Source organism: Patescibacteria group bacterium (assembly GCA_020148145.1).
GTDB lineage: Bacteria > Patescibacteriota > Minisyncoccia > Minisyncoccales > JAHCRE01 > JAHCRE01.
Window position 1 is genome coordinate 58,446 of sequence record JAHCRE010000006.1, and the last position, 13,654, is coordinate 72,099.

A 13,654-nucleotide genomic window follows, 5' to 3' on the forward strand; every position below is an offset into this window, starting at 1 on the left:
TTATATTGAAAAATTCTTAAAGATTCAATAGAAAGAAGTTTTTTATTTCAAAATAGCTCTTATCCTTCTTATGCCGGCGCCTGAAGATTCTTCTTTGATGATTTTAAAAAAACCTAATTCTGAAGTTTCATTAATATGAGGGCCAGCGCAAATTTCTTTTGAAAAATTACCAATGGAATAAACGGTCACAATTTTTGGATATTTTTCTCTAAAAAAAGCCAAAGCTCCTGATTCTAAAGCCCTTTCATATTCCATTTCTTCTTTCTCTATTACTAAATCTTCTTTAATTTTTTGATTAACCAGGTCCTCAACTTTTTTTATCTCTTCTTCGCTGGGTTTCTGAGGATGGGAAAAATCAAAGCGAAGTCTTTTGGAATTAATATCAGACCCCATTTGTTTAACATGTTTTCCTAAAACTTCTCTTAAAGCCCAATGAAGTAAGTGAGTGGCAGTATGGAGTTTTATTGCCTCATAACTAGCACTTTTTCCAATTCCGCCAAATTTCTTTTCAGCCCCAGCTCGAGAAATTTCTCGATGTCTTTTAAAGGCTGCTTTAAATCCCTCGACATCAACTCTTAACCCTTTTTCTTTAGCTAATTCTTGAGTCAATTCTAAAGGAAATCCATAAGTATCAAATAAATGAAAGGCATCAATTCCCGAAATATCTCCTTTTGCTAAAATTTTTTCAAATTGTTTTAGGCCCTTTTCTAAAGTCTTTTCAAATTTCTCCCCTTCATTTTGAATTACAGTTAAGATATCGGTTTGGTTAGATTGAATTTCCGGATAAACATTTTTGTAAATTTCGACCACCTTTTGAGCTAGAGGAATTAAAAAATTTTTTGGTAGATTTAATAATTTCCCAAATCTTATTGCCCTTCTCAAAATTCTTCTTAAAACATATCCTTTCTCTACATTTGAAGGAAAGATTTCCTCTGCTATCAAAAAAACCGAAGCCTTTATATGATCGGCAATGATTCGAGAATCTCGTTGATATTTCATCTTTGTTAATTCTTCTTCAAGGACAATAGAAGGCTTAAAAAGTCTTTCAAAGGAAGAGGGACCACTAATTTCTTTCATTCCGACCATTTTTCCTATTTCAAGAATTATTGGTGAAAATAAATCGGTCTCAAAAATACTCTCTTTTTGCTGCAAAACCATAGCCAATCTTTCCAATCCCATTCCAGTATCTACTCCCTTTTGTTTTAAAGGACTAAGTTTTCCATTTTTATCCTGATAGTATTCGTTAAAAACTAAATTCCAAAGTTCAATAAATCTTCCGCATTGACAATTGGGAAGACAATTTTTGCCTAATTCGCAAGGTTTTTTGGTTAAATCGTAATGAATTTCAGTTGTTGGTCCGCAAGGCCCCTCCAATCCAGTTGGTCCCCAGAAATTATCTTTTTTGCCAAATTTATAAATCCTATCTTGGGGGACACCCAATTTTTTCCAAATCTCTTGGGATTCCTTATCTTCGGGAACATTTCCTTCCCCTCCAAAATAAGTAATCCATAATTTTTCAACTGGAATCTTAAAATTTTTAGTCAAAACTTCTAAAGCGAATTCAACGGCCTTCTCTTTAAAATAATCTCCGAAACTAAAATTTCCTAACATTTCCAGGAAGGTTAAATGACGATTATCTCCTACTTCTTCAATATCTGAGGTTCTAAAACATTTCTGGCAACTAGCAACTTTTTTCCCATAAGGAGATGGTTCTCCTAAATAATATTCCTTGAATTGTTGCATTCCGGCAGTAGTAAATAAAACACTAGGATCTGAAGGTAAAAGAGAAGAGGAAGAAACTATTTTATGAGTCCTTTTTTTAAAAAAAATTAAAAACCCTTGGCGAATCTGAAAAGATTTCATGATTCTAATTTATATTTTACAATTTTAAAAGCCACTTTTAAAGTGGCTTCTATTTATTATTCATCGCCCATTTTCATTAAGCATATCGGTCAGCCACAGTTGAGGCTACAAAAGCTGCTGGTTTAATTTTTGGTTCAAAACCATTGCCGCGAATAAGTCCAGTAACCTCCCTTATCATATCTTTTGTCTGGCCATTCTCACCGACATCAGCATGGATATAACAAAACTGGTAATTTAAAGGATTAGACAGGTTTTTTCCGCCTCCGCCAGAGGCTTCGGCGGATCCACCATAGTTTTTAATGAAGGTGGATATTTTCCCCTCAAAATTTTCTCTCAAAAATAAGGCCAATTGGCAAGAGAGCAAAACTTCTTCTAAAATTCTCTGATGCCAATTATAAAATTTTTTTCTTAAAGATTTGGGATATTTTATCTTTTTAAGAAAAAATCGCCCTCCCTCCCCTACTCTTAAAATAACTACTGCTACCGGGAAATGAGGGTCATCACCTGAAGATGAGTCGCAACCAACAATGATGTCATAAAATTTCTCTGGTTTTTCTCTCATATAATTGAGCATTTCCTCCATTACCTGCTCAATTTTTAAATTTCCCCGAGTTGGATTATAAAAATATCCTTCTAAAAATTTTTCCATGTTAGTTCAGAATATCAAACTGAATGAAAAAGTCAAGATTTTTTGACTGCCTTTATTATTTTAATAAATTCTTGAGGATTTAAAGAAGCTCCACCTATTAAAAGACCGTCCATTCTTGCTTCTTTAATATAGCCTGCTGCATTTTTACTGTTAACGCTGCCTCCGTAAATTATTCGAATTTTCTCAGATATATTACGACTAAAAATTCGGTTTATAATTTTTCGAATAAGTAAACCCATAATCTGAGCTTCTTTAACATCACAGGGTTTTCCAGTTCCAATTGCCCAAACTGGTTCATAGGCAATTACAATATTTTTGATTTCTTTTTTTGAAATTTTTTTAAGTCCTTTTTCAATCTGAGATTTTAAAATATTTTGGGTTTTACCTTTTTCTCGCTCAGTTTTGGTCTCGCCAATACAAAAAATTGGATTTAATTTTACTAATATCGCTTTTTTCATTTTTTTATTTATCACATCATCGGTCTCACCAAACCACCTTCTTCTTTCGGAATGACCCAAAATCACATAATCACATCCTAGATCCTTGAGCATTAAAGATGAAATTTCCCCAGTAAAAGCTCCTTTTTCTTCCCAAAAACAATCTTGCGAGCCGGAGGCGAGTCCGCCGAAGCCCGCCTTTCGGCGGGCGGAGGTGGAAACTCCTAAAATTGATAAATAAACAAAAGGTGGGCAAATTACCACCTCAATATTTTTAATATTTTTTATTCTTCTTTTCAGGGAATTAAAAAGTTTCTTTGCTTCAATTAAAGTTTGAGGGTTACACTTCCAATTGGCGACAATTAGTGGTTTCATCTCACTTTCTGTTTTCTTAAATACTCAGCCGCTTTCTCTGGTTCAATTGTTGAAATCTCCATCCCCGCTCCGAGTTCAAAACCGGCTAAGATCGCTGTCTTTGGTAAAAATGTAAAATGCCAATGATAAAATTCATAATTTCTTCCGTCACAAGGGGCAGCATGTAAATAGAAATTATAAGCAGGGTCATTTAAGGCCCTGTAAAGTTTTCCCAGGGCTATTTTAAATGCCTCAGCTAAGGTCCATTTTTCTCTTTCTTTTATTCTTTCAAAATAAGCCGAATGTTTTTTTGGAGAAATTATAACCTCAAAAGCAGCCTTTGAAGCAAAAGGGCAAATAACCAAAAAATCTTTATTTTCAAAAACAACTCTTTCTTTACTTTTTCTTTCCCATTTATTCATCCGACAATAAATACATTTTTTTTGAGCCCTAAAATATTTTCCAGAATTCAAGAGAGCTTTTTTAAGATCAATGTCAATAAGAGGAGTAGTAATAATCTGAGAGTGAGGGTGGCCAATCGAAGTTCCAGCCTCAACTCCATGATTGTGAAAAAGAGAAATATAATTAACGAATTTCTTTTTCATTAACCCCAAATATCTTTCCTGGTAAGCATCAATTACTTCTTTAATCTGGTCTATTGAGAATTGAGCTAATGATTTTTTATGATCTCGCGTAATTACCACCTCATGAAAACCTACTGCTTGGATTCTTTGATATAACCCTCCCTCAATACTTTTGCCCAATCTAGGTGAGGGGGTAAAGGCCGGAAATTTATTAGGAACAACAATAAGTGTCCAACTTTTGGGAATACCTTTATTTAAAGGAATTTTTTTACCATGAGAGAAAATAAGGGTAGGTTTTTCTAATTTATTAATCCGGCAGAAAGGACAATCTTTCCGGGGAACTTCTTTTTCTATTCTCCTCTCTCTTTTGAAAGTTTCTGGTCTTCTTGCCCGGCCTGTGGCAATAACCACCCAGTGCTTGGAAGCTAAATCAAAACGAAGTTCTGAAGGAAATTTAATTTTTTTGTTTTTAGCAGATTTTTTGGAAAAAGGCATAGAATTTTTAACGATATTTACCAAATAACATATTCCGTCTTATTTTAATTAAATCAAGGCCCATTTTTACCATATTTTTAAATTTGACCTTGCTTTCGGGATCATTTATCCATAAAACTGGAATTTCTTTAATTTTGTAACCTAATCTTTTGGCAATTACTAAAATTTCCGGATCAAAAGCGAAGCGATCAATTTTGCATCTAGGAAAAATATCTTCAACTGCTTTTTTTGTAAATCCCTTAAAGCCACATTGACTATCTAATATTTCCCAGGTGCCACAGATTATTTGAGTTAATAATCTGAAGAAATTTCCTAAAAATCTTCTAAAAAGTGGCTGGGGTGGATCTAAAACTGCCCCTTTTATATCTCGAGATCCAATAACAATATCATAACCCTCTTTAAAATAGGGCCACATTTTCTCAACCTGATCAATTGTAGTTGAGTTGTCAGCATCAGTAAAAATCCGATATTCTCCAATAGCCTCTAACATTCCCTGGCGAACTCCAAATCCCTTGCCCTTATTCTCTTTAAAATCAATTATTTTTAGATTTTTTATCTCAGCCATTAGGTTTTTAACAACTTCAACTGTTCTATCGGTTGATCCATCAGAAACAACAATCATTTCATAATCGTAATCTTGCTCCTTCAAATATTTATTAATCTCTCGCAAAGTCTTTGGCAATCTTTTTTCCTCATTATAGGCGGGGATAATAACAGAAAGATACATAAGTTTATTTAATTATAACACTTTTGAAATACAAAACAAAAAGTGCGAAAATTTACTTTAATTTTGTTAAAATTTCTCCTCCTTCTTTTGTTACCACTATTGTATGTTCAAAGTGGCAAGATATTGAACTATCAGCAGTTTCCCAGCCATAACTATCTTCTGATTTTTTTATTTTCCAGTCCCCTATTGTTACCATTGGTTCAAGGCAAAATGCCATTCCTTCTTTAATTTCCGAACCTGTTCTTCTTTTACCATAATTCAAAATTTGAGGATCTTCATGTAAATTTTTGCCAATTCCATGACCACAAAGATCCCTAATGACGTTAAATCCCTGAGACTCTACATATCTTTGAATGGTATTTGAAATATCACCAATTTTATTTCCTGGCCTTACTTTTTTAATTCCTCGTTTTAAAGCCTTTTTTGTTATCCGAATCAATCTTTGAATCTCAGGATTAACTTTACCCACCGGAACAGTAATAGCCATATCAGTATGATATCCTTTGAAAAAATTTCCGAGATCAAGAGAAATAATATCTCCTTTTTTCAAGACTCTATTTTTAGGGGCAACATGGACAATTTCTTCATTTACTGAAGTACATAAACAAGCCGGAAAATCTTGATATCCTTTAAATGAACATTTTGCTCCCAATTTTAAAATCAGGGTCTCTGCGACCCTGTCTAATTCTTTGGTGGTGATACCTGGTTTAATCAATCTTTCCAATTTCTTCATAATTTTTGCCAAGATTTTACCACCTTCTCTCATTATTTCAATTTCCTCTTTTGATTTTATACTAATCATCGGCGAGATAACATGTTTTCTACGATCGTAGAAATTATATTACAGCTATTTTAGAGTTTTTAAAATATCTTTGAAAACTTTCTCGACTGATTGTTCGCCATTGACTTTTTTAACCCTTAAACCTTCTTTTTTGAAATAATCAATCAATGGGAGGGTTCTTTCTTGGTATTCTTTCAATTTCATTTTAATCACTCTTGGACTACTATCTTCACGAAATATTAATTTTGAACCATCAAAAGGGCAGACTTTCAATTTAGCAGTTTCTTTAGTGTACAAAATTGAATGGCGCATTAATTGGCAAATTCTTCTCTTGGTATTTCTCCAAATCGATTCTTTCTCACCTAATTTAATCAAAATTATTTTAAAATTAGAATTTCCATACAATTTTTTTAAAAGGGAGGTAATCTCTTTTCCTTCATAAAGAGTTTTGGGAGAACCAGAAATTGCTATCCCCTCTCCTTCTTTAGCTAATTCTTTAATCTTGTTTTTTACCCAAAAAGTGATTAATGGAGGACTCATCCATTTTCCTGATTTTCTTAATTTTTTTTCTTCTGAGAGAAAATATTTTTTTCCTTTGACTTTTACAAAATCACCCTTTTTAGCCTTCAATAAATTGGCCACAATAATCTTACTTGTCTCTAAATGATAAAGGTTTAATTTTTCTGTCAAAAGTTCAGCTTGGGTCCCCTTACCAGAACCCGGTGGTCCAAGTAAAATTATGACTAATTGATTTTTGATTTTTTTAGAACGTTTCATATTCTCTCATCTCTAGTTGAGCTTTAATTTGACGCATAGTTTCCAAAACCACTGAAACGACAATAAGTAAGGCCGTCCCTCCAATTAAAAACTGAAAGACCATGACTTTAGTTATTCTCCCAATAATTGACGGCATTACGGCGATTGTTCCTAAAAATAAAGCTCCAATAAGCAATACCCGATTTAAAATATAAGATAAAAAGTTAGCGGTGGAAGTCCCTGGCCGAATTCCTGGAACAAACCCACCCATTTTTTGAAGATTTTCAGAAACAGTCTTTGGATCAAAGGTTACAGCGGTATAAAAAAAAGTAAAAGCACAAACTAATAAAAAGTACAAAATTCCATAAGTCCAGGGGTTCTGGAAAAAGTTTCCTATAGCCTGGGCTATCTGACCAATGGTTCCACCAGCTCCGGCTAAAAAATTAGCAATCATTCCTGGAAAAGTTAAAATAGATAAGGCAAAAATTATCGGCATTACTCCAGCCGGATTAACATTCAGGGGTAGATAGGTTGAAACTCCTCCATAAAGGCGCATCCCCCTAACTCTTTTAGCATAAGAAACAGGAATGTTTCTTCTAGCCTCACTAACCAAAACCACTCCAGCAATAATAAGTAAGGCCATAGCAAAGAAGAATAAATAGGCCGGAATCCTGGTCAGATCACCAGTAATTATCATCTGGCGGATATCAACTATTACCTGGCCGGCATTAGCTGGAAAGTCAGCAATAATTCCGGCAAAAATTAAAAGGGAAACCCCATCGCCAATCCCTTTTTCAGAAATTAACTCTCCTAACCACATCAAAAATATGGCTCCGCCAGTAATAGTTAAAATTGAAGCGAAAAGTAAAGTAGGAGAAAGGGTTCCAATTACCTCCTGTCTTTGAAATAAAGCAAGCATTGCATATCCCTGCAAAGCTGCCAGAGGAACAGTCAGGATCCTTCCATATTGATTGAATTTCTGACGTCCGGCCTCCCCCTCTTCTCGGTAAATTCTTTCCAATTGAGGAAAAATCATGGTTAAAAGTTGTAAAATAATAGTGGCAGTAATGTAGGGCCCCAATCCTAACATCACAATTGAAACTTTCTCTAAAGCACCACCAGTAAAGACATTTAAAATCCCGAAAATTTGAAATTGTTCAAAAAAATTTCTTAAATTCTCGGTACTAATCCCGGGTATAGGGATATTAGCCATTAAACGGAAAACGGCAAAAATCCCCAAAACAAAAAGGATTTTATTACGTAAATCTCTTATTTTAAAAACTTGAAGAATTTTTTGAAACCACATACCTTTTACTTCGTAAAAGAAATATCAAATTCCAAATCACAAATTCCAAATAAATTCAAAATTCCAATGGCCAAAATTCTAAACAGTTTGTAATTTGAGATTTGGTGCTTGGAATTTGTTTGTTATTTGATGCTTGGTGCTTGGAATTTATTTTATGGTACCTCCGGCCTTTTCAATTTTTTCCTTTGCACCCTTTGAAACTCCGCACCCTTCAATAACTAAAGCTTTTTTTAATTCTCCTTTCCCTAAAATTTTCACCCCTGGTATCTTTCCTTTTATTTTACGAATTAATTTCTTTTCCAGCAAGATTTGAGGATTGATTTTTTCATTTACCTTAAATTTTTTTCCAAGAACCTCAATATTAATTATTACTGATTTTAATTCTTTTCCCTTAAATTTATATCCCCTTAACTTTGGGTATCTTTTTATAAATTCTCGAATAGCTGGTTGTAATTTTCGACCAGATCTTGCTTTCTGGCCCTTCATTCCTCGACCAGAATAAGTTCCTCTTTTTCCTCCCCGACCTATTCTCTTTGGTCGCTTTTTCTTGTGGATAGGTTTTAATTGGTGTAACTGCATTTTTTATTTTAATCTTAATTTTTTTAGAGCTTTTATAGTCGCTCTGGCATTATTTAATTTGTTCCCAGTTCTCCCTAAAATTTTTGAGGAAATATTTTTGATTCCAGCTAAATTACAAATAACCCTAACCGTTCCTCCAGCCACCAATCCCCTTCCTTTTCTTTGAGGTTTTAACAAAACCCGAGCCGGCCCGAATTTGGAAGTCACTTCATGAGGAACAGTCTCATTAACAATTAGAACCTCAATTATATTTTTTTTGGCCAGCCTTGTTGCTTTCTTAATTGCCTGAGCAACATCTGACCCTTTAGCCACTCCCACCCCAACTTTTCCTTCTTTGTTTCCAACTACTACTACTGCTCGAAACCGAAAATGCTTACCTCCGGCAGATACCCGAGTAACTCGAGCCAAATCGAGTAATTTTGATTCAAACTCCTTAATTGTTTTCTCTTTTTCAACTTCTTTTGCCATAATAAAAACTTAAAATTTCAATCCCCCTTCTCTCGCTCCTTCTGCCACTGCCTTCGTTCTCCCGTGATATTTATATCCTCCCCTATCAAATACTACCTTTTTAATTTTTTTCTTAAAGGCTTTTTTAGCAATTAGTTTTCCTACCTCAAAAGCGATGCCAACTTTTCTTGTTAAGGGTTTTTTAATTTCTTTAGCTTTCGGAGACCCCTCCTGGCGGGAGGGTGATGGGCTGGCTGTAGCCTTTTTAATTTTTGTTTTTTGTTTTTTTAATTCTAAATCACTAGTTGCAACTAAAATATGGCCTTTTTCATCATCAATTAATTGAACATAAATATGTTTTTGTGATCTAAAAACACAAAACCGAGGTCTAGTGGCTGTTCCCCATATTTTAGCTCTCACTCGCTTGTGACGTCTAACTTTTTTCTCACGTTTTATCTTTGTTTTCATATAGCTCAGATTTTTAATTCGGATTATTTTACATTCCTGTTGTTATTACCCTCTTTCCTACTTTTCTTCTAATTACTTCTCCTACATATCTAATTCCTGTTCCTTTATAGGGTTCGGGTGGTCTGACTTTTCTTATTTTAGCAGCGATTTGAAAAACTTTTTCTTTATTGATTCCAGAAACAGAAATTATATTTTTTTCAACTGAGAATTTAATTCCTTCGGGAACCTTTATTTTAACTGGATGAGTAAAGCCAACTTTTAAAACTAAATCATTATCTTCTAAAACAACACGATATCCCAAGCCTTCTAGTTGTAATTTTTTCTCGTAACCTTCGGTTACACCTTTTATATGGCTAGCCAGAAGGGCTCGAGTCAAACCCCAAAAGGCTTTGGTTTTTTTAGTCTCAATCTGAGGAGAGATAAAGATCTTTTCCTCTTTTACCTCTACTTTAATTTCCGGCCGAATTTCCTGAAGGATTTCGCCTCTAGGGCCCGTGATTTTAACTCGCTGCTCTTTAATTTCAACCTCTACTTTCTCAGGTATTAATATTGGTTTTTTTCCAACTCGAGACATAATATTCTTTTATTTAAGCGAGGGAATCAATTTTTATGGACCATCCGCAGCGAGTTGGCATGGTCTCGCCGCAGAGCGGCGAGCAACTCGCGAGGACATGAGCCTGATCCTCGCTGGGGGTCAGAGCGTGTCCTAAAAATTGGATTCCCGAAGCGCCCTACCATATTTCACAAATTACCTCTCCTCCTAATTTCCTTTTTCTCGCCTCTTTATTAGTCATTAAACCCTCAGGGGTAGAGATAATAGCTATTCCATATCCTCCTTTTACTCTCTTAATTTTTTTAAATGGCAAATAAATTTTTTGACCGGGTTTAGAGATTCTTCGCAAACCAGATATTGCGGGAGTTTTATCATCGTATTTTAAAGTAATTTCAATAAATTTTCTTACTTTTCTACCTTTTCTCTCAACTTTTTCAATAAATCCTTTTTTTTCAAAAATTTTAGCTATCTTATATTTCAAATTAGAAAAAGGAATATTAACCGTAGGATGTAAAACGGCTTGGGCATTACGAATTCGATTTAACATATCGGTTATAGGATCGGTCATATTCTTTTTACCAACTTGATTTTTTAACTCCAGGAATTAATCCCTGATTTGCCATTTCTCTAAAACAAATTCGGCATAAACCAAATTTTCTCATATATCCCCTTTTTCTCCCACACCTAAAACAGCGTAAAATTTTTCGAGTTGAAAATTTGGGCTTTTTCTTAGATTTAACAATTTGAGCTTTTACTGCCATTGGTATTACATAATTAATCGCTCGCCCTCTCCAGAACAAAGTTCTGGCGCTCCCCGCCCAGGGCGGATCGCTTCGGGCTCGCTCTTTAAAAACCCTCGGTTTTTAATATTTTCCTATACGGGGAAACCGAATGGTTTCCCAGATGGGGCTTTCCGACTCAACCCGCTTCGCAGGTTTCGCGGAGAAGCCTCGCGCCTTGACCGACCCCCTTCCGATATGGGGTGTTATGAAGATTTAATTGGGAATCCCATTAATCTTAATAGTTCAATTCCTTCTTCCCGAGTCTTAGTAGTAGTCACAACGGTTATTTCAAATCCAAAAATATTTTTGACTTTTTCTGGAGATATTTCAGGGAAACAAATATGTTCTTTAATAGCAATAGTTAAATTCCCTTCTTTATCAAATGATTTTAAATTAATCCCCTGAAAATCTCGAGACCTAGGAAGACCAATATGAATTAGTCTTTCTAAAAAATCTGTCATTCTCTTTCCTCTCAGCGTCACTCGAGCTCCAATCGGCATTCCCTGACGAATTTTAAAGCCGGAAATTGATTTTCTTGCTCTTCTTAATTCTAGATGCTGTCCAGTGATTAAAGCAAGGTCATTTGAGATAGCTTCATAAATTTTTTTTTGTTCTTCTGAGGTTTTTCCAAAAATTTTACTACCAAATCCGGTGTTAATCACCACTTTCTCAATCCTGGGAACAGCCATAGGGCTTTTATATCTGAATTTTTGAATCATCTGGGGAACGACCTCTTTTTTATATTTTTCTTTTAAGGAAAGCATATTTTAGAATTAGATTTCTTTTCCACATTTCTTACATATCCTTATTTTTGATTTCTTATTTTTGCCGCTCGATTTCATTGAGCGCCCGCTTCGCCTCGGCGAAGACGAGGCGAGAACCTCCCGCCCACTTAGGCGAGGCTCGCCCACTTTGTGGGCGGCACCTCTTTGAGGCGGGATTTTTGATATTACTTTATAACCTATCCTGGTTGCCTTTCCGCATTTTGAACAAATGAGTTTTACATTGGAAACAGGAATAGGGGCCGGCAGTTCTATAATTTGACCTTTTTCCTCTGTCCTTCTTGGTTTAATATGTTTTTTTCTTAAATTAACTCCTTCAACTAAAAGTTTTTGCTCTTCGGGAAAAGCCTTTAAAACCTTACCTTTCTTTCCTCGATCCTTTCCAGAGATTACTAATACTTGATCATCTTTTTTAATTTTCATATTTAAACTAGTTCTTCAGCCAAGGCGGCTACCTTCTCAAATCCTCTTTTTTTTAATTCTCTTGCTACTGGACCTGAAACTCTTCCTCCTTTGGGATCTTTTGTCTTTCCCTCAAGTATAACAATAGCATTATCATCAAAAGAAATATAACTACCATCTGGTCGCCGGTAGGGTTTTTTTTGTCTAATAATTACTGCTTTAACTATATCGTGTTTCTTCACTTGCCTTCGTGGTTCGGCCTCCTTTACTGTACCAACTATAACATCCCCAATTTGAGCATATCTTCTACGAGTACCACCCAAAACTTTAAAGCACTGAACAATTTTAGCACCAGTATTATCAGCTACTTTTAACATTGTCCGAGGTTGAATCATAAATTCATTTTAACATCTAAACATTTAAGCATTTAAGCATTTCGGATTTTGTTTTGTTTAAATGTTAGTGTGTTTGAATGCTTAGATGATTTTTTTTATTACCATCCATTTCTTTTCTTTACTTAATGGCCGACATTCCTCAATTATGACCTTATCCCCAACCTTATATTCGCCTTTTTCATCATGGGCTTTATATTTTTTGTGAATCTTGTATCTTCTTTTATATTTTGGATGCTCTTTGATTCTTTCAATCTTTACTACCACTGTCTTTTGCATCTTATCAGAAACTACAGTTCCTATTAATTGACGTTTAGGCATAGTGATATTACAAAGTTAATCGCTCGCCCTCTTCCAGCCTTACGGCTGGCGGTTGCCTTCTCGCCTTCGGCGACCTTCGGGCTCGCTCTTTAAAAACCCTCGGTTTTTAATATTTTCCTATACGGGGAAACCGAAGGGTTTCCCCGACCCCCTTCCGATTTAGGTTGTTATCCGTTGGCTTTCTCTTTTAATGTAGTTAATATTCTAGCAATTTCCTTTCTCAAATATCTAATTTCTCTAATATTTTTTACCTTACCAGAGGATAAGTCGAAGCGAAGTTGCCTTAATCTTTCTCGACGCTCTTTAAGAATTTTTGGAAGTTCGGCTTTTGATTTTTTCCTCAATCCATTAATCTTCATTTTATCTTTTAATGAATTTTGTTTTCACTGGTAATTTATCACTGGCTTTTCTAAATGCCTCTTTAGCCTCTTCTTCGGTTATCCCGTCTATCTCAAAAATAATTCGGCCAGGTTTTATAGGAAAAACATAATGGTCAACACTCCCTTTTCCCCCACCCATAGGAACTTCGGTTCCTTTTCTGGTTACAGGTTTATGTGGAAAAATCCTAATCCAAAGTTTCCCTCCTTTTTTTAAATATCTAATAATAGCTCTTCTGGCTGCCTCAATTTGTCGAGAACTAATCCAACGAGTTTCTAATGACTTTAAACCGAAAGCTCCGAAAGCCAGCTCAGCTCCTCGAGTTTCAATACCTCTTGAACGACCCTTCATCCATTTTCGATGTTTAACTTTGCGTGGTATTAATATAGCCATAGTGGTAATACATAACCAATCGCTCGCCCTCTCCCAGCCTTACGGCTGGCGCTCGGCCTTTGGCCTCGCTTCGGGCTCGCTCTTTAAAAACCCTAGGACGGGAGTTTCCGCAGAGCTAAGAACTCTCGCGTCCCTTCGGTTCTTAATATTTTCCTATACGGGAGAACCGAATGGTTTCCCAGACGGGGCTTTCCGACTCAATCCG

Annotated in this window: 20 protein-coding genes; all 20 read right to left on the minus strand. The window is 35.3% G+C overall.

Annotated features, from left to right (window positions below; all coding sequences use genetic code 11):
- Positions 1 to 42: 42 nt before the first annotated feature.
- Positions 43 to 1,863, minus strand: a complete 1,821-nt coding sequence (locus KJA15_00660) for an alanine--tRNA ligase (protein ID MBZ9571837.1) — start codon at positions 1,861 to 1,863, stop codon at positions 43 to 45.
- 76 nt (positions 1,864 to 1,939) lie between these two features.
- Positions 1,940 to 2,512 carry a hypothetical protein gene (locus tag KJA15_00665; GenBank protein MBZ9571838.1) on the minus strand — a complete coding sequence of 191 codons (573 nt, stop codon included), beginning with the start codon at positions 2,510 to 2,512 and terminating at the stop codon, positions 1,940 to 1,942.
- A gap of 32 nt (positions 2,513 to 2,544) precedes the next feature.
- A complete protein-coding gene (gene tpiA, locus KJA15_00670; protein ID MBZ9571839.1) occupies positions 2,545 to 3,324 on the minus strand; it encodes a triose-phosphate isomerase in 780 nt (259 codons plus the stop codon).
- Positions 3,321 to 4,382 carry a galactose-1-phosphate uridylyltransferase gene (galT, locus tag KJA15_00675; GenBank protein ID MBZ9571840.1) on the minus strand — a complete coding sequence of 354 codons (1,062 nt, stop codon included), beginning with the start codon at positions 4,380 to 4,382 and terminating at the stop codon, positions 3,321 to 3,323. Before galT ends, tpiA begins: the two co-directional genes overlap by 4 nt.
- A 7-nt stretch (positions 4,383 to 4,389) precedes the next feature.
- On the minus strand, positions 4,390 to 5,109 hold the full coding sequence (locus KJA15_00680) for a glycosyltransferase family 2 protein (protein MBZ9571841.1): 720 nt from the start codon (positions 5,107 to 5,109) through the stop codon (positions 4,390 to 4,392).
- A 52-nt stretch (positions 5,110 to 5,161) separates the two neighbouring features.
- Entirely contained in the window at positions 5,162 to 5,911 is a 750-nt protein-coding gene (gene map / locus KJA15_00685; protein MBZ9571842.1) for a type I methionyl aminopeptidase, read from the minus strand.
- Between the two features lie 45 nt (positions 5,912 to 5,956).
- Entirely contained in the window at positions 5,957 to 6,667 is a 711-nt protein-coding gene (locus KJA15_00690) for a nucleoside monophosphate kinase (protein MBZ9571843.1), read from the minus strand.
- Positions 6,654 to 7,952, minus strand: a complete 1,299-nt coding sequence (gene secY / locus KJA15_00695; GenBank protein ID MBZ9571844.1) for a preprotein translocase subunit SecY — start codon at positions 7,950 to 7,952, stop codon at positions 6,654 to 6,656. The genes KJA15_00690 and secY overlap by 14 nt, the downstream gene beginning before the upstream one ends.
- A 147-nt stretch (positions 7,953 to 8,099) precedes the next feature.
- Positions 8,100 to 8,531, minus strand: a complete 432-nt coding sequence (locus tag KJA15_00700; GenBank protein MBZ9571845.1) for an uL15 family ribosomal protein — start codon at positions 8,529 to 8,531, stop codon at positions 8,100 to 8,102.
- 3 nt (positions 8,532 to 8,534) lie between these two features.
- The gene (locus KJA15_00705) at positions 8,535 to 8,999 is read right to left on the minus strand and encodes a 30S ribosomal protein S5 (protein ID MBZ9571846.1); all 465 of its coding nucleotides are present in this window, start codon (positions 8,997 to 8,999) and stop codon (positions 8,535 to 8,537) included.
- Positions 9,000 to 9,008: 9 nt separating this feature from the next.
- Positions 9,009 to 9,446, minus strand: a complete 438-nt coding sequence (locus tag KJA15_00710) for a 50S ribosomal protein L18 (protein MBZ9571847.1) — start codon at positions 9,444 to 9,446, stop codon at positions 9,009 to 9,011.
- 28 nt (positions 9,447 to 9,474) lie between these two features.
- Positions 9,475 to 10,020, minus strand: a complete 546-nt coding sequence (rplF, locus tag KJA15_00715) for a 50S ribosomal protein L6 (GenBank protein MBZ9571848.1) — start codon at positions 10,018 to 10,020, stop codon at positions 9,475 to 9,477.
- Between the two features lie 157 nt (positions 10,021 to 10,177).
- Complete coding sequence (gene rpsH, locus KJA15_00720; protein ID MBZ9571849.1) at positions 10,178 to 10,567, minus strand: 30S ribosomal protein S8; 390 nt, start codon at positions 10,565 to 10,567, stop codon at positions 10,178 to 10,180.
- Between the two features lie 7 nt (positions 10,568 to 10,574).
- Positions 10,575 to 10,760: a type Z 30S ribosomal protein S14 gene (locus KJA15_00725; GenBank protein MBZ9571850.1), complete on the minus strand. Its 186-nt coding sequence runs from the start codon at positions 10,758 to 10,760 to the stop codon at positions 10,575 to 10,577.
- Between the two features lie 224 nt (positions 10,761 to 10,984).
- Positions 10,985 to 11,545: a 50S ribosomal protein L5 gene (gene rplE / locus KJA15_00730; GenBank protein MBZ9571851.1), complete on the minus strand. Its 561-nt coding sequence runs from the start codon at positions 11,543 to 11,545 to the stop codon at positions 10,985 to 10,987.
- Positions 11,546 to 11,554: 9 nt separating this feature from the next.
- On the minus strand, positions 11,555 to 11,986 hold the full coding sequence (gene rplX / locus KJA15_00735) for a 50S ribosomal protein L24 (protein ID MBZ9571852.1): 432 nt from the start codon (positions 11,984 to 11,986) through the stop codon (positions 11,555 to 11,557).
- Positions 11,987 to 11,988: 2 nt separating this feature from the next.
- A complete protein-coding gene (gene rplN, locus KJA15_00740) occupies positions 11,989 to 12,360 on the minus strand; it encodes a 50S ribosomal protein L14 (protein ID MBZ9571853.1) in 372 nt (123 codons plus the stop codon).
- Positions 12,361 to 12,441: 81 nt separating this feature from the next.
- Positions 12,442 to 12,678, minus strand: a complete 237-nt coding sequence (gene rpsQ / locus KJA15_00745; protein ID MBZ9571854.1) for a 30S ribosomal protein S17 — start codon at positions 12,676 to 12,678, stop codon at positions 12,442 to 12,444.
- A gap of 167 nt (positions 12,679 to 12,845) precedes the next feature.
- A complete protein-coding gene (gene rpmC / locus KJA15_00750) occupies positions 12,846 to 13,037 on the minus strand; it encodes a 50S ribosomal protein L29 (GenBank protein MBZ9571855.1) in 192 nt (63 codons plus the stop codon).
- Position 13,038: 1 nt separating this feature from the next.
- Positions 13,039 to 13,443, minus strand: coding sequence for a 50S ribosomal protein L16 (rplP, locus tag KJA15_00755; protein ID MBZ9571856.1), 405 nt, complete (start codon positions 13,441 to 13,443; stop codon positions 13,039 to 13,041).
- Between the last annotated feature and the right edge of the window lie 211 nt (positions 13,444 to 13,654).

Bases quoted from the DNA above. Each gene is read 5' to 3' on its own strand.
- KJA15_00660 (MBZ9571837.1), bottom strand. From the start codon at position 1,863: ATGAAATCTTTTCAGATTCGCCAAGGGTTTTTAATTTTTTTTAAAAAA.
- KJA15_00665 (MBZ9571838.1), bottom strand. From the start codon at position 2,512: ATGGAAAAATTTTTAGAAGGATATTTTTATAATCCAACTCGGGGAAAT.
- tpiA (MBZ9571839.1), bottom strand. From the start codon at position 3,324: ATGAAACCACTAATTGTCGCCAATTGGAAGTGTAACCCTCAAACTTTA.
- galT (MBZ9571840.1), bottom strand. From the start codon at position 4,382: ATGCCTTTTTCCAAAAAATCTGCTAAAAACAAAAAAATTAAATTTCCT.
- KJA15_00680 (MBZ9571841.1), bottom strand. From the start codon at position 5,109: ATGTATCTTTCTGTTATTATCCCCGCCTATAATGAGGAAAAAAGATTG.
- map (MBZ9571842.1), bottom strand. From the start codon at position 5,911: ATGATTAGTATAAAATCAAAAGAGGAAATTGAAATAATGAGAGAAGGT.
- KJA15_00690 (MBZ9571843.1), bottom strand. From the start codon at position 6,667: ATGAAACGTTCTAAAAAAATCAAAAATCAATTAGTCATAATTTTACTT.
- secY (MBZ9571844.1), bottom strand. From the start codon at position 7,952: ATGTGGTTTCAAAAAATTCTTCAAGTTTTTAAAATAAGAGATTTACGT.
- KJA15_00700 (MBZ9571845.1), bottom strand. From the start codon at position 8,531: ATGCAGTTACACCAATTAAAACCTATCCACAAGAAAAAGCGACCAAAG.
- KJA15_00705 (MBZ9571846.1), bottom strand. From the start codon at position 8,999: ATGGCAAAAGAAGTTGAAAAAGAGAAAACAATTAAGGAGTTTGAATCA.
- KJA15_00710 (MBZ9571847.1), bottom strand. From the start codon at position 9,446: ATGAAAACAAAGATAAAACGTGAGAAAAAAGTTAGACGTCACAAGCGA.
- rplF (MBZ9571848.1), bottom strand. From the start codon at position 10,020: ATGTCTCGAGTTGGAAAAAAACCAATATTAATACCTGAGAAAGTAGAG.
- rpsH (MBZ9571849.1), bottom strand. From the start codon at position 10,567: ATGACCGATCCTATAACCGATATGTTAAATCGAATTCGTAATGCCCAA.
- KJA15_00725 (MBZ9571850.1), bottom strand. From the start codon at position 10,760: ATGGCAGTAAAAGCTCAAATTGTTAAATCTAAGAAAAAGCCCAAATTT.
- rplE (MBZ9571851.1), bottom strand. From the start codon at position 11,545: ATGCTTTCCTTAAAAGAAAAATATAAAAAAGAGGTCGTTCCCCAGATG.
- rplX (MBZ9571852.1), bottom strand. From the start codon at position 11,986: ATGAAAATTAAAAAAGATGATCAAGTATTAGTAATCTCTGGAAAGGAT.
- rplN (MBZ9571853.1), bottom strand. From the start codon at position 12,360: ATGATTCAACCTCGGACAATGTTAAAAGTAGCTGATAATACTGGTGCT.
- rpsQ (MBZ9571854.1), bottom strand. From the start codon at position 12,678: ATGCCTAAACGTCAATTAATAGGAACTGTAGTTTCTGATAAGATGCAA.
- rpmC (MBZ9571855.1), bottom strand. From the start codon at position 13,037: ATGAAGATTAATGGATTGAGGAAAAAATCAAAAGCCGAACTTCCAAAA.